Annotated in this window: 14 protein-coding genes; 7 read left to right on the forward strand and 7 right to left on the reverse strand. The window is 70.3% G+C overall.

From position 1 onward, the window contains the following. Window positions 1-15: 15 nt before the first annotated feature. The 7 genes from KF737_RS16960 (at window position 16) to KF737_RS16990 (ending at window position 7,024) form a co-directional block, all read left to right on the forward strand. Window positions 16-1,422 (forward strand): amidase family protein, encoded by a 1,407-nt coding sequence (locus tag KF737_RS16960; protein ID WP_296457543.1) that lies wholly within the window; start codon window positions 16-18, stop codon window positions 1,420-1,422. 139 nt (window positions 1,423-1,561) lie between these two features. Next, window positions 1,562-2,026 carry a 23S rRNA (pseudouridine(1915)-N(3))-methyltransferase RlmH gene (rlmH, locus tag KF737_RS16965; RefSeq protein ID WP_296457545.1) on the forward strand — a complete coding sequence of 155 codons (465 nt, stop codon included), beginning with the start codon at window positions 1,562-1,564 and terminating at the stop codon, window positions 2,024-2,026. Continuing rightward, the gene (locus KF737_RS16970) at window positions 2,026-2,865 is read left to right on the forward strand and encodes a peptidoglycan DD-metalloendopeptidase family protein (protein WP_296457547.1); all 840 of its coding nucleotides are present in this window, start codon (window positions 2,026-2,028) and stop codon (window positions 2,863-2,865) included. The genes rlmH and KF737_RS16970 overlap by 1 nt, the downstream gene beginning before the upstream one ends. Window positions 2,866-2,955: 90 nt before the next feature. Further along, window positions 2,956-4,347: a S41 family peptidase gene (locus KF737_RS16975; RefSeq protein WP_296457550.1), complete on the forward strand. Its 1,392-nt coding sequence runs from the start codon at window positions 2,956-2,958 to the stop codon at window positions 4,345-4,347. Between the two features lie 232 nt (window positions 4,348-4,579). Further along, window positions 4,580-5,692, forward strand: a complete 1,113-nt coding sequence (locus KF737_RS16980) for a divergent polysaccharide deacetylase family protein (RefSeq protein WP_296457553.1) — start codon at window positions 4,580-4,582, stop codon at window positions 5,690-5,692. Between the two features lie 15 nt (window positions 5,693-5,707). Then, window positions 5,708-6,202, forward strand: coding sequence for an RNA pyrophosphohydrolase (locus KF737_RS16985; protein WP_296457556.1), 495 nt, complete (start codon window positions 5,708-5,710; stop codon window positions 6,200-6,202). A gap of 69 nt (window positions 6,203-6,271) precedes the next feature. Continuing rightward, entirely contained in the window at window positions 6,272-7,024 is a 753-nt protein-coding gene (locus tag KF737_RS16990; protein ID WP_296457559.1) for an alpha/beta hydrolase, read from the forward strand. Between the two features lie 92 nt (window positions 7,025-7,116). Here the strand turns inward: KF737_RS16990 and KF737_RS16995 are convergent, their stop codons facing one another. The 7 genes from KF737_RS16995 to atpA all read right to left on the reverse strand — a co-directional run bounded on the left by KF737_RS16995 (window position 7,117) and on the right by atpA (window position 13,065). Beyond that, window positions 7,117-7,368 (reverse strand): hypothetical protein, encoded by a 252-nt coding sequence (locus tag KF737_RS16995; RefSeq protein WP_296457562.1) that lies wholly within the window; start codon window positions 7,366-7,368, stop codon window positions 7,117-7,119. Beyond that, window positions 7,368-8,045, reverse strand: coding sequence for a hypothetical protein (locus tag KF737_RS17000; RefSeq protein WP_296457564.1), 678 nt, complete (start codon window positions 8,043-8,045; stop codon window positions 7,368-7,370). The genes KF737_RS16995 and KF737_RS17000 overlap by 1 nt, the downstream gene beginning before the upstream one ends. Before the next feature lie 99 nt (window positions 8,046-8,144). After that, window positions 8,145-8,408, reverse strand: a complete 264-nt coding sequence (locus tag KF737_RS17005) for an ATP synthase F1 subunit epsilon (protein ID WP_296457567.1) — start codon at window positions 8,406-8,408, stop codon at window positions 8,145-8,147. Window positions 8,409-8,413: 5 nt separating this feature from the next. Beyond that, window positions 8,414-9,973 carry a F0F1 ATP synthase subunit beta gene (atpD, locus tag KF737_RS17010; protein WP_296457570.1) on the reverse strand — a complete coding sequence of 520 codons (1,560 nt, stop codon included), beginning with the start codon at window positions 9,971-9,973 and terminating at the stop codon, window positions 8,414-8,416. A gap of 25 nt (window positions 9,974-9,998) precedes the next feature. Further along, window positions 9,999-10,886: a F0F1 ATP synthase subunit gamma gene (locus tag KF737_RS17015; protein WP_296457573.1), complete on the reverse strand. Its 888-nt coding sequence runs from the start codon at window positions 10,884-10,886 to the stop codon at window positions 9,999-10,001. A 6-nt stretch (window positions 10,887-10,892) separates the two neighbouring features. After that, complete coding sequence (locus KF737_RS17020) at window positions 10,893-11,525, reverse strand: pseudaminic acid biosynthesis-associated methylase (protein ID WP_296457575.1); 633 nt, start codon at window positions 11,523-11,525, stop codon at window positions 10,893-10,895. A gap of 7 nt (window positions 11,526-11,532) precedes the next feature. Next, complete coding sequence (gene atpA, locus KF737_RS17025; protein ID WP_296457577.1) at window positions 11,533-13,065, reverse strand: F0F1 ATP synthase subunit alpha; 1,533 nt, start codon at window positions 13,063-13,065, stop codon at window positions 11,533-11,535. Window positions 13,066-13,069 lie beyond the last annotated feature (4 nt).

Genomic DNA, 13,069 nt, shown 5'->3' on the forward strand with positions numbered 1-13,069 from the left:
GGGAGAAAGCACGCCATGTCCGAGACCCCCAGCCACGAGACGGTGGGCCGCGATGTCGTCGATCACACCGCGGGCGAGCTCGTCGAGATGCTCGCCGCGCGGAAGGTGGGGGCGCTGGAGCTGACCGATGCGCTGATCGCGCGCATCGAGGACCGCGACCGCGCGCTGAACGCGGTCGTCGTCCGCGACTTCGACCGCGCCCGCGACGCCGCCCGCGCGGCCGACGCCCTGATCGCCAAGGGCGAGCGCCGCCCGCTGCTGGGCCTGCCGATGACGGTGAAGGAGAGCAACAACGTCGAGGGCCTGCCCTCCACCTGGGGCAGCCCGGCGTTCACCGGCTGGACCGCGCCCACCGACGCGGTGGCGGTCCAGCGGCTGAAGGCGGCGGGCGCGATCATCGTCGGCAAGACCAATGTGCCGCCCTTCCTCGCCGATTGGCAGAGCCACAATCCCGTCTACGGTCGCACCCGCAATCCGTGGGACCTCTCGCGCTCGCCGGGCGGCTCTTCCGGGGGCAGCGCCGCGGCGCTGGCGGCGGGGATGACGCCGCTGGAGCTGGGCTCGGATATCGGGGGCTCGATCCGGGTCCCGGCCGGGTTCTGCGGGGTCTATGGCCACAAGCCCAGCTACGGCGTGATTCCGCTGAGGGGACACTCGCCGCCCGGCCTGGACGCCGGGCCGATCGCCCTGGCCGTCGTCGGCCCGTTGGCCCGCAGCGCCGCCGACCTCGATCTCGCCCTGGGCGTGCTGGCCGGCCCCGAACCGGAAGAAGCCGTGGGCTATCGGCTGGACCTGCCTGCGCCGCGCCAGGCCGATCTGGCCGACCACCGCGTCTTCGTGATCGACCGACATCCGGTGGCGGCCCTGGACGACGAGATCGCCCAGGCGCTGGACGAGGTGGCGCGGCGGCTGGACCGTCTGGGCGCCCGCGTCACGCGCAGCAGCGACCTGCTGCCCGACCTCGCGGCGCAGCATGGTGTCTACATGGGCCTGCTCGGCGCGGCGATGTCGCGCGGAACGCCGGGCGCCACCCCGATCAATGCCCATGAGTGGATGAACCTGCTGGACGCCCAATTGGCGTTCCGCCGGGCCTGGGGCGCGTTCTTCGAGGCGTTCGACGTGGTGCTGGCGCCGACGTTCGGCGTCCCCGCCTTCCCGCACGACGACAATCCTGACCAGCAGGCCCGGATCCATGTCGTCAACGGCGAGGCGACGCCCTACTTCGGCCAGATCGCCTGGCCGGGGATCGCGCTTCTGCCCAACCTTCCGGCGACGGCCTGCCCGATGGGGTTCACCCGTGGCGGCCTGCCCATGAGCTTGCAGGTGATCGGCCCATATCTCGAAGACCGCACGACCATCCACGTGGCCGGCCTGCTGGAACGCGAGTTCGGCGGCTTCGTCGCACCGCCGCCGTTGACCTGACGGCCGTGCAGACCCAGCGCCCCCTCCACCGCTTCGCGGTCCCCCTCCCCCGCTGCGCAGGGGAGGTTCGCGTTTTCCAGTACCTCCCCCGTTCATGGGGGAGGGGGACCCGAAGCGTGGAGGGGGCGCTGCCGCTCGCATGAAGATGGCCGTCGTCGCCATCGGGCGGCTCTCCCGCTCGCCCGAGACGGAGCTCGTGAAGCTGTACGTCGAGCGCGCCACCGCGGCCGGGCGTGCGCTCGGCCTCGGGCCGGTCGAGGTGGTGGAGGTCGAGAGCCGGAAGCCCGGCAAGGCGGCCGAGGCCGAGGCGCTCCGGCCCCATCTCGCCGGCAGCCACGTCATCGCCTGCGACGAGCGCGGCAAGGCGCGGGCCTCGCGCGCCTTCGCCGGAGAGATCGGGATGCTACGGGACCGCGGCGTGCGGCGGCTCGTGTTCCTGATCGGCGGGGCCGACGGGCTGGATCCGGAGCTCGTGAAGGCGGCGCAGGGCACGCTGGCGTTCGGGCCGCAGACCTGGCCGCACGCCCTGGCCCGCGCGATGCTCGCCGAACAGATCTACCGCGCTGTCTCCATTCTCGCCGGATCGCCGTATCATCGGGATTGATGCGGATTCTCCTCCTCTCGGGCGCCGCGGCCTTGCTGGCCGGCGCCGCCGCCTTCGCCGCCACGACCGACCGGCTCGAACGGTTGAACGCGGCCGAGACCACGCTGTCGGTCGACCAGGGCGCCAACACCCACCGGCTCTCGCGGCTGCTGTCGGTTCTGGAGCTGCTGCGGCGCGATCCGCCGCCGGCGCTGCTGGTCTCGCCCGACGACGCCCGCGACGCCGTGCGCGCCGCGATCCTGGTGCGCGCCATGACGCCCGAGCTCACCGGCCGCGCCCAGACCTACGCCCAGGGCGCGACCGAGGTGATGCGCCAGCGGCGGCTGGCGGCCGTCCAGAGCGAGGCCCTCTTCGAGCGCGACAGCCTCGCGGCCGAAGCCCTGCCGACGCCGGCGTCGTCGGCGGGCCTGCGACTCAGGGGCGCGGTCGGCGACGATACGGCTCAGCTCACGCCGCCGACGCGCCTCGTCTATCCGGTCGCCGGGAGCGTATTGCGGAAGTTCGGCGACCCGCTCGCCGGCGGCGGCCGCTCCAACGGCCTGACGCTGTCCGCGCCCGGGGGCGGCCAGGCCGTCAGCCCGGCGTCGGGGTCCGTCCAGTACGTGGGCCCGGTAAAGGGTTGGGGCGTCATCGTGATATTAAGACTAGCCGGTGGATATCATCTCGTGCTTGCTGGTCTGGAGAGAACGTCGATCGAGGTCGGACAATCCGTCGCGGAGGGTCAACCTGTCGGATGGGCTACCGGTGACCGACATGCGGCCTCGGAACTCTATCTGGAGGTCCGCGAGCAGGGTTCGCCCGTCGATCCGGCCCGGTGGCTGGCCAAGGCGGGCGGTTGAAACAAGTCGGGCTGATTGCGGCCTCAAAACCGTCGCTTCGGCCTGATCCATAAGCGGGGCATCTCCGCGAAAGGGAGTCTGAGCCAGGCTATGAAGAAGTATCTCCTGATCGGTGCGTCGGCGTTCGTTCTCGGCGCGGGCTCCATGGCCTACGTGAGCCAGCAGGCGCTGGCCTCTTCGCAGCCGCGGGCCAAGACCTATCGGATGCTCGGCCTGTTCGGCGACGTGCTGAACACCGTCGAGAACCAGTACGTCACCGAAGTGGACGATACGAAGCTGATCCAGTCGGCGATCGACGGGATGCTCACCTCGCTCGACCCTCACTCCGGCTACCTCAATCCCCAGGACTTCGACGACATGCGCGACCAGACGCGCGGTGAGTACGGCGGCCTGGGCATCGAGGTGACCAGCGAAGACGGCGTCGTGAAGGTGATCTCGCCGATGGACGGCACGCCCGCCGCCCGCGCCGGGATCAAGGCCGGCGACTATATCACCGCCGTGAACGGCGAGAGCGTGCTGGGCCTGTCGGTCACCGAGGCCGTCAAGCAGATGCGCGGCAAGCCGGGCGAGACCGTCTCGCTCACCATCGCGCGCGAGAAGTCCGACCCGTTCGACGTGAAGCTCGTGCGCGAGGTCATCAAGCCGAAGAACGTGACGGCGCGGCTGGAGGGCGACGACATCGTCCTGCGCATCGCCAGCTTCAACGAGAAGACGACGGACGAGGCCGAGGCCGCGTTCGCCGACGCCCGGGCCAAGAACCCGAAGGCCAAGGGCCTGATCCTCGACCTGCGCAACAACCCGGGCGGCCTGCTCGACCAGGCGGTCGGCGTGTCGGACCTGTTCCTGGAAGGCGGCGAGATCGTCAGCCAGCGCGGCCGCGACCCGCGCGACGTCGAGCGCTACAACGCCCGCCCGGGAGACATCACCAAGGGCATGCCGATCGTGGTGCTGATCAACTCGGGCTCGGCTTCGGCGGCGGAGATCGTCGCGGGCGCCCTGCAGGACCGCAAGCGCGCGGAACTGGTGGGCCTCACCAGCTTCGGCAAGGGGTCGGTGCAGACCGTGATCCCGCTGCGCGGCGGCATCGACGGCGCGCTGAAGCTGACCACGGCGCGCTATTACACGCCGTCCGGCCGCTCGATCCAGAAGACCGGCATCACGCCGGACCTCGAGGTCGCGTCCAGCCGCGACGAAGCGCAGATCATCGCCAACCGCAGCTACCAGTTCTCGGAGGCCAGCTTCAAGAACGCCCTGAACGCCGACGAGGGCAAGGTGCGCCGCGGCGCCCACGAGCCCGCCGAGGCGCCCCCGGAAGGCTTCGACGAGAAGAAGGACTTCCAGGTGGCCCGCGCCATGGACGTGCTGAAGTACGGCTCGGTCGCGGCCACGCCGAAGCTGCCGAAGCCGACGGCGCGCCTGGCCGAGATCGTCTCGAAGGCCAAGGTCGCCGAAGTGAAGCCGCCGCAGACCACGCAGAAGTAGACGAGCGCCGTTCCAGTGCTTTCGGCGAGCCTCCGCGAAAGCGGAGGCTCAGTCGTCTTGGAACCACGGAATACGCGGAAGAACGCGGAAACAGCGCCGACGCCTTCCGCGCCATTCCGCGTATTCCGTGGTTCCTCGAATCGGAAGGCGCCGCTTCGCAGCGGCTGGGCGAGCCCGCCGAAAGCCGGCGTTAACCATGTCGGGCGAGGGTGTCGGCTGAGGAGGGCTCCCCTTGGCCAGCATAGCGCTTCCCCGGTTGAAGGCGCCGCAGATCGACCTGCGGGGCGTGTTCACGAGCCCGGCCGTGGGCCTGGGCGCGGCGTCCGCGCTGTTCGCGGGCTGCGTGTTCGCCCTGGCGAACCTGCTGGGCCCGGTGGGCGGCGCCGCGACCGAGGTCCGGGTGCCCCTGGAGGCCGGCCATGCCCCGGCGGGCTGGCGCGAAGCGCTGAAGCCCGCACACGGCCAGCCGCACACCTACCGCGACGTGGTCAGCCTCTCCGAGCGCCCGCTAGCGCCCGGCGCGGCCGCGCCCGCCACGCCTTCGCCGCCGGCGCCGGTCTACGCCGGCCCGGGCCTCGCCGTCTCCCCCATCGCCGGGTTCTACGCGCCGGGCCCCGGCGGCCCGCTGCCGATCATCGCCCAGGACGGCCGCACGCCGGCCCAGGCCTATGCGCGGCCGTTCACGGCCAACGGGCGGCCCAAGGTGGCGCTGGTCATCGGCGGCCTGGGCCTGAACGCCCGCGCCACCCGCCAGGCGATCGAGACGCTGCGCCCGGAGATCACGCTGTCGTTCGTCGTCTATGCGGCAGGCCTGCAGGGCTGGATCGACATGGCCCGCGCCCACGGCCACGAGGTGCTGCTGGAAACGCCGATGGAGCCGGTCGACTATCCGGACAACGACCCCGGCCCCTACACCCTGATGGCCGCCGGCCAGCCGCCGGAGACGGTGAAGAAGCTGGAGTGGATCCTCAGCCGCGCCACCGGCTACTTCGGCCTGACCAACTACCTGGGCTCGCGCTTCCTCGCCACCGACGCGGCCTACAACGCCTTCGCCAGCTCCGTGAAGGGCCGGGGCCTCGCCTTCATCGACGACGGATCGGCGGCGCGGCGCGGCGGCGGCATGGCCCGCGCCACGGCGGAGCGGGTGATCGACGACAAGCTGTCGGGCCCGGCCATCGACCAGCAGCTCTCGGCGCTGGAATCGGGCGCCCTGCAGCGGGGCCAGGCCTTGGGCTCGGGCTTCGCCTATCCCGTGACGCTGGAGAAGGTTGCGTCCTGGGCCAATGCGGTGGAACAGAGGGGCTACCTGCTGGCGCCCGCCAGCGCCCTCACCGCCAAGCGCTGACGCGCCGCCCGCCCGATGACCACGATCGACCTGTCGTCCTACCGCCCCAACGTGGGCGTGGTGCTGTTCCATCCGGACGGCCGCGTCTGGCTGGGCAAGCGGCGCAGGACCGAGGGGTCCCATTGCTGGCAGTTCCCGCAAGGCGGCGTCGACGACGGCGAGGACCTGGAGGCCGCCGCGCGGCGCGAGCTGCGGGAAGAGACCGGCGCGACGACGGCGACCTATCTCGGCCGTACGGACGGCTGGCTCACCTACGACTACCCGCCCCTCGTGGCGCAGGAGCTCTCCCGCGGCTGGAGGGGGCAGAAGCAGGTGTGGTTCGCGCTGCGCTTCGACGGCGGCGAGGCCGAGTTCGACCTGGCCTCGCACCACCAGCAGGAGTTCGACGCCTGGCGCTGGGGCTACCTGGCCGAGACGCCGGAGCTGATCGTGCCGTTCAAGCGGGCGACCTACGAAGCGGTCGCCCGGGCCTTCGCGCCCTTCGCCGCGACGAAGAGCTCCGCGGCCTGATTCCTGCACGAAGCCTTCGCGACTTCGGTCTAGGGTGCGGGCGACGCCCCAGCGGCGTTGGGGGATAGCATGCCGACTGTGGTGATGGTTCACGGCGCCTTCTGCGGCGGCTGGGCTTTCGAGGCCTTCCGCGAGCCCTTCGAGGCGCGCGGCTGGACCGTGCATGCGCCCGACCTGCCGGGGCACGCGCCGGGTGGATCGGTGGCCGGCCTCTCGATGAGCGACTACGCCCGCGCGGTCGTGCAACTTTGCGAAGGCCTGCCCGAGCGCCCGGTGCTGCTGGGCCACTCCATGGGCGGGCTCGTCTGCCAGCTCGCCGCGCGCCGGATGCACGCGAAGGCCCTGGCGCTGCTGGCGCCGTCGGCCCCCTGGGGCGTGCCGGGCTCCAGCGTCGAGGAGGCGATCACCGCCTTCGGCGTGCAGATGGTCGACCCGTTCTTCTCGGGCGCGGTGCAGCCCGACCGGCGCCTGATGCGCCACCACAGCCTGGACCGTGTCGCCAAGGCGCAGCGCGACGCCATCCTCGACCGCCTGCGGCCCGAGAGCAGCCGGGCGGTGCGCGAGGTGCTGAACTGGTGGCTGGACCCGTTCATGACCACCAGCGTGGGTTCCGGCCCGCTGCCGTGCCGTTCGCTGGCGCTCGCCGGCGAGCGCGACGTGGTGCATCCCGCCGCGACGATCCGCCAGACCGCCCAGCGCATCGGCGGCCGCTTCCAAGCGCTGCCCGGCATGAGCCACTGGCTGATCGGCGAGGAGGGCTGGGAAGACGCGGCCGCGATCGTGCTGGACTGGCTCGAGACCGAGGTCCTGGTCGACGCCTAGGGGGCCAGGTCCAACGCGAGCTGAGTTGATCCAACAACTCCCGCTGATCGCGGAAGTCATTGCATTCGCGCTGAAGGATTTGACCCTGGACCCTAGGCCCGGTTCCGGGTCAGCGCCCAGCGCAACAGGCCGAACGCCGCAACCAGCGCCCACGCGCCTTCCATCACGGTGGCCGAGAGGTTGAAGTCGCCCGCCAGCAGCGAGGCCAGGATCAGGCTCGCGCCGACCATGTTGGCCAGCAGCGAAATGGGCCGGTTGGCGTCCAGCCGGCCCATCGCGGCGGCCGCGTAGGCCACCAGGATCATCAGCACGCCTGCGAGGCCGGCGGCGTCGAGCGCGCTCATTACAGAGCGCGTTCCTGATACTGCATCGTGCCCGTGTCGTACTTGGGCGAGAGCGCGCTGTCGTCAGGCTTGCGCACGGTGGAGAAGTTCAGGCCGACCGACCTGCCCTGCTCCAGGTACTCCCACGAGCGGCGCACGCGCTTCAGGCCGTCCGGGTCCTGCGGCTGGGTGTAGTTGGCGGTCGGGTCCAGCGGCGGCTGATGCACGAACGACCAGACGTTCAGCGACTTGGCGATGTCGACGTCGGCGCCCATCGCGTAGCGGAGCTCGACGTTGCAGACCGTCCGGTTCGAGCCCGTCGGGAAGACGATCACCTGCGAGGCCTTGTTGTCGGCGTTGAACTGGCGGCTCCAGGTCTGGTCGCGCCGGTTCATCTTGAAGCCGTTGGCCTTGGCGACCGAGTCCAGCGACTCACCGCGCACGACCGGCACGCAGACCTTCTCGATGATCTGGATCGCGTCGAAGCCCGGGCCGGCGGTGGGCAGGGTCGGCGGCGGCGGGGCCGGCGTTTCCACGGTCGGGGCGGCAGGCGCAGCGGCCGGCGGCGCGGCTTCCTCGGCCGGCGGAGCCGGAACGGCGTCCGCGGGCGGCGCCGGCTGGGCGGCCGGGTCCTGGGCGTAGGCCGCGCCGGCGAGGCCGGCGGCGAGGATCAGGCTCGGGAGGACGAGGCGGCGCATGTTCAAAAACCCCTGACTGTGCCGGGCATAGAACTTGGTCATCACGCCCTATGCAAGGCCCGAAGACGGCCAATTTACGGCAGTCAAATCTATGCCTGTTCAGGCCGCTTCCGAAGCGTGCTCCGCCAGGATCGTGAGCCCTTCCGGCGTCACGTCGGCGAAACCGCCACGGACCTCGTAGGTGGTGACCCGGCCGTCGGCGTGGACCCGCACGGGGCCTTCCTTCAGCGCGGTCATGAACGGCGCGTGGCCCGCCAGGACGCCGAAGTCGCCTTCGGAGCCCGGCGCGTCCACCTGGTCCACCGGGCCCGAGAACAGTTCCCGTTCCGGCGAGACCAGGGAGAAGTGCAGCTTCTCGGCCATCGACCTTACGCTTCCGCGGCGAGGGCTTCGGCCTTGCGGACCGCGTCCTCGATGTTGCCGACGTTGTAGAAGGCCGGCTCGGGCAGGTGGTCGTACTCGCCGTCCACCAGCGCCTTGAACGAGCGGATGGTGTCTTCGAGGCTGACCAGCACGCCGGGCGTGTTGGTGAACTGTTCGGCCACGTGGAACGGCTGCGACAGGAAGCGCTGGATCTTCCGGGCGCGGGCCACGATCAGCTTGTCCTCTTCCGACAGCTCGTCCATCCCGAGGATGGCGATGATGTCCTTGAGCTGCTTGTAGGTCTGCAGGGTCTCCTGGACCCGGCGGGCGACCTGGTAGTGCTCCTCGCCGATCACCAGCGGGTCCATGATCCGCGAGGTGGAGTCCAGCGGGTCCACGGCGGGGAAGATGGCCTGGGCGGCGATGTCGCGGCTCAGCACGGTCGTCGCGTCCAGGTGGGCGAACGAGGCGGCCGGCGCCGGGTCGGTCAGGTCGTCGGCGGGCACGTAGATGGCCTGCACCGAGGTGATCGAGCCCTTCGAGGTCGAGGTGATCCGCTCCTGCAGGTTGCCCATCTCGGTGGCCAGCGTCGGCTGATAGCCCACGGCCGAGGGGATGCGGCCCAGCAGCGCCGACACTTCCGAGCCGGCCTGGGTGAAGCGGAAGATGTTGTCGATGAACAGGAGCACGTCCTTGCCTTCCTGGTCGCGGAAGTACTCCGCCTGGGCCAGGCCGGTCAGGGCCACGCGGGCGCGGGCGCCCGGGGGTTCGTTCATCTGGCCGTAGACCAGGGCGCACTTGGAGCCTTCGGTCGAGCCGTTGTTCTCCTTCGGATCCATGTTGACCTTGGACTCGATCATCTCGTGGTAGAGGTCGTTCCCCTCGCGGGTCCGCTCGCCCACGCCGGCCAGCACGGAGTAGCCGCCGTACGCCTTGGCGATGTTGTTGATCAGCTCCTGCATCGTCACGGTCTTGCCGACGCCGGCGCCGCCGAACAGGCCGATCTTGCCGCCCTTGGTGTAGGGGCAGAGCAGGTCGATGACCTTGATGCCGGTGACCAGCACCTCGGCCTGCGTCGACTGCTCGGCGAAGGACGGGGCCTCGCGGTGGATCGGCGCCGAGAAGGCCGAGTCGATCGGGCCGGCTTCGTCGATCGGGTCGCCGATGACGTTCATGATGCGGCCGAGGCAGGCGGGGCCCACCGGCACGATGATCGCCTTGCCGGTGTCGACCACGGGCTGGCCGCGGGTCAGGCCCTCGGTGGTGTCCATGGCGATGGCGCGCACGGTGTTCTCGCCGAGGTGCTGGGCCACTTCCAGCACCAGGCGGAAGGGCTGGCCCGTCCGCTGGTCGGTGTTGGTGGTCTCCAGCGCGTTCTGGATCGCCGGCAGGTGGCCGTCGAACTCGACGTCGACGACGGCGCCGATGATCTGCACCAGCTTGCCGGTGGCGACGCCCTGGGCGGCGGCGGCCTGCGGGGCGGCGGCGGACTTGGCCGGGGCGCGCTTGGCCGGAGCCTTCGCGGGGGCCTTGGCGGCGGGCTTTTTGGCGGTGGTGGTGGCCATCGTCGTTCTCTTTCGTGTGTTCGGTCTAGATCGCTTCGGCGCCGGAGATGATCTCGATCAGCTCCTTGGTGATCTGCGCCTGGCGGGCTCGGTTCATCTGCAGGGTGAGGCTGGCGATCATGTCGCCGGCGTTGCGGGTGGCGTTGTCCATCGCCGTCATCTGGGCGGCGAAGAACCCGGCCTGGTTCTCCAGCATGGCGGAGAAGATCTGGGTCGTGATGTTGCGCGGCAGGAGGTCGGCGAGGATCGTGGCTTCGTCCGGCTCGTACTCGTAGGACGCGCCCTTCAGATCGATCCCCGCCTGCGCGGGGACCGCGCCGCCATCGGCGACCTCGGCCGGGATCAGTTGGCGCGCGGTCGGGGTCTGGGTGACGACCGACTTGAACTGGCTGAAGAAGAGCGTGACGACGTCGACCTCACCGGCCTCGAACAGCGCCTGGACCTTGGCCGACACCTCTTCGGCGACGGCGAGCGACGGGTTGCCGCCGACCTCGTAGCCCTCGACGAGGCGCGTGGCGTGCAGCCGGCGGAGCTGGTCGCGGGCCTTGCGGCCGGCGGTGATGATCTTCACGTCCTTGCCGGCGGCGAGCAGGCCGTCGATGTGCTGGCGCGCGGCCCGCACGATCGAGGTGTTGAAGCCGCCCGCGAGGCCGCGGTCCGACGTCGCGATCACCACCAGGTGGCGCTGGTCCGACCCCGTGCCGACCAGCAGCTTCGGGGCGCCGTCGCCGCTGACCCCGGCCGCCAGGTTGGCGATCACCGCCGCCATGCGCTGGGCGTAGGGGCGCGAGTCCTGCGCGGCGTTCTGCGCGCGGCGCAGCTTCGCCGCCGCCACCATCTGCATCGCCTTCGTGATCTTCTGGGTGGATTTCACCGCAGCGATCCGAACGCGCATCTCCTTGACGCTGGCCATACGCCGTCAAGCCTTCCTGAAGAGCCACCAGGTGCTGTCGTCCATCACGGTCGTCCTTCGCCAGAAGAACCCGTAGTCGACGAGCACGAGGTCGGGGAAATTGTCGAGGTAGAGCGACCCGAAGTCGTTCTTGAAGAGCAGGTCCGTCTCGCCGCGGTAGGAGATCGTCTCGGCCTTGGGCGAGAAGTACTCCGCGCAGAAGACGTACCTGGACGAGACGCGATGGATCTCGCGCATCGTCCGGTCGAGCAGGCTGGGGTCCACGTGGATCAGCACGCCCGAGGTGAAGGCCATCTCCACCGCCCCGTCGGCCAGCGGGATCTCGTGGCCGAAGCCTTCGATCACGCGGTCGGCGGGCAGGATCCCGTCTTCCACCAGGCGCCGGCGCGCGGCCGGGTTCGGCTCGATGCCCCAGAGGTCCACGTCGGCGAGCGCCTGGATGCCCTGGAGGTTGAGGCCCAGGTTCGGGCCCACCTCCAGCGCCGACGCCGGCATGTCGCCGACGATCGTGCGGAACACCTCGCCCCAGACGCGCGCGCGGCCGCGGACGGCGTCGGCGGTACGGGCGTTGCGCGCCGTATACCGATCACCGAACTCGCCCGACCAGGCGCCCAGTGCTTTGGGTTGATCCGCGACCATCAGGATGTCAGGCGAAGGTGTCCGCGAACGCCGCGAGGGCGGCCTTCAGATCGTCTTCGACGTTCTTGAGGTCCTTCTCGGTGCGGATCTTGTCCAGCAGGCCCTGGTGCTTGGCGTGCAGGTTCGAGAGCAGCTCGCGCTCGAAACGGCCGACCTGGTTGGTCGCGACCTTGTCGAGGTAGCCGCGGGTGCCGGCGTAGATCACCGCCACCTGCTCCTCGACCGACAGCGGCGCGTACTGCGGCTGCTTCAGGAGCTCGGTCAGGCGCTCGCCGCGGGCCAGCATGCGCTGGGTGGCGGCGTCGAGGTCCGAACCGAACTTCGCGAAGGCGGCCATTTCCCGGTACTGGGCGAGCTCGCCCTTGATCGGGCCGGACGCGGCCTTCATCGCCTTGATCTGCGCCGAGGAGCCCACGCGCGACACCGAGATGCCGACGTTCACCGCCGGGCGGATGCCCTGGAAGAAGAGGTCGGTCTCGAGGAAGATCTGGCCGTCGGTGATCGAGATCACGTTGGTCGGGATGTAGGCCGACACGTCGTTGGCCTGGGTCTCGATGAGCGGCAGCGCCGTCAGCGAGCCCGAACCGTTGTCCTCGTTCAGCTTCGCAGCCCGCTCGAGGAGCCGGCTATGCAGGTAGAACACGTCGCCCGGATAGGCTTCGCGGCCCGGCGGGCGGCGCAGCAACAGCGACATCTGGCGGTAGGCGACGGCCTGCTTGGAAAGGTCGTCGTAGATGATGACGGCGTGCATGCCGTTGTCGCGGAACCACTCGCCCATGGCGCAACCCGCGAACGGGGCCAGGAACTGCAGCGGCGCCGGCTCGGACGCCGTGGCCGAGACGACGATCGTGTAGTCGAGCGCGCCGCGCTCCTCGAGCGTCTTGACGATCTGGGCGACCGTCGAGCGCTTCTGGCCGATGGCGACGTAGATGCAGTAGAGCTTGGCGCTCTCATCCGTGCCGGCGTTGATCGCCTTCTGGTTCAGGATGGTGTCGATCGCCACGGCGGTCTTGCCGGTCTGGCGGTCGCCGATGATCAGCTCGCGCTGGCCGCGGCCGACGGGGATCAGGCTGTCGATGGCCTTCAGGCCGGTCTGCACCGGCTCATGCACCGACTTGCGCGGGATGATGCCCGGGGCCTTCACGTCCACGCGGCGGCGTTCGGCCACGTTCTGGATCGGGCCCTTGCCGTCGATCGGCTCGCCCAGCGGGTTGACCACGCGGCCCAGCAGGCCACGGCCGACCGGCACGTCCACGATCTCCGAGAGGCGGCGGACTTCGTCGCCTTCCTTGATGGCCTGGTCCTGGCCGAAGATCACGACGCCGACGTTGTCGCGTTCGAGGTTCAGGGCCATGCCCTTCACGCCGGCGGAGGGGAACTCCACCATCTCGCCGGCCTGGACGTTGTCGAGGCCGAAGACGCGGGCGATGCCGTCGCCGACGCTCAGCACGGAGCCGACGTCCGATACGTCGGCTTCCTCGCCGAAGTTGGCGATCTGGGACTTGAGGATGGCCGAGATCTCGGCGGCGCGGATATCCATCGTT

Source organism: Phenylobacterium sp. (assembly GCF_019636135.1).
GTDB lineage: Bacteria > Pseudomonadota > Alphaproteobacteria > Caulobacterales > Caulobacteraceae > Phenylobacterium.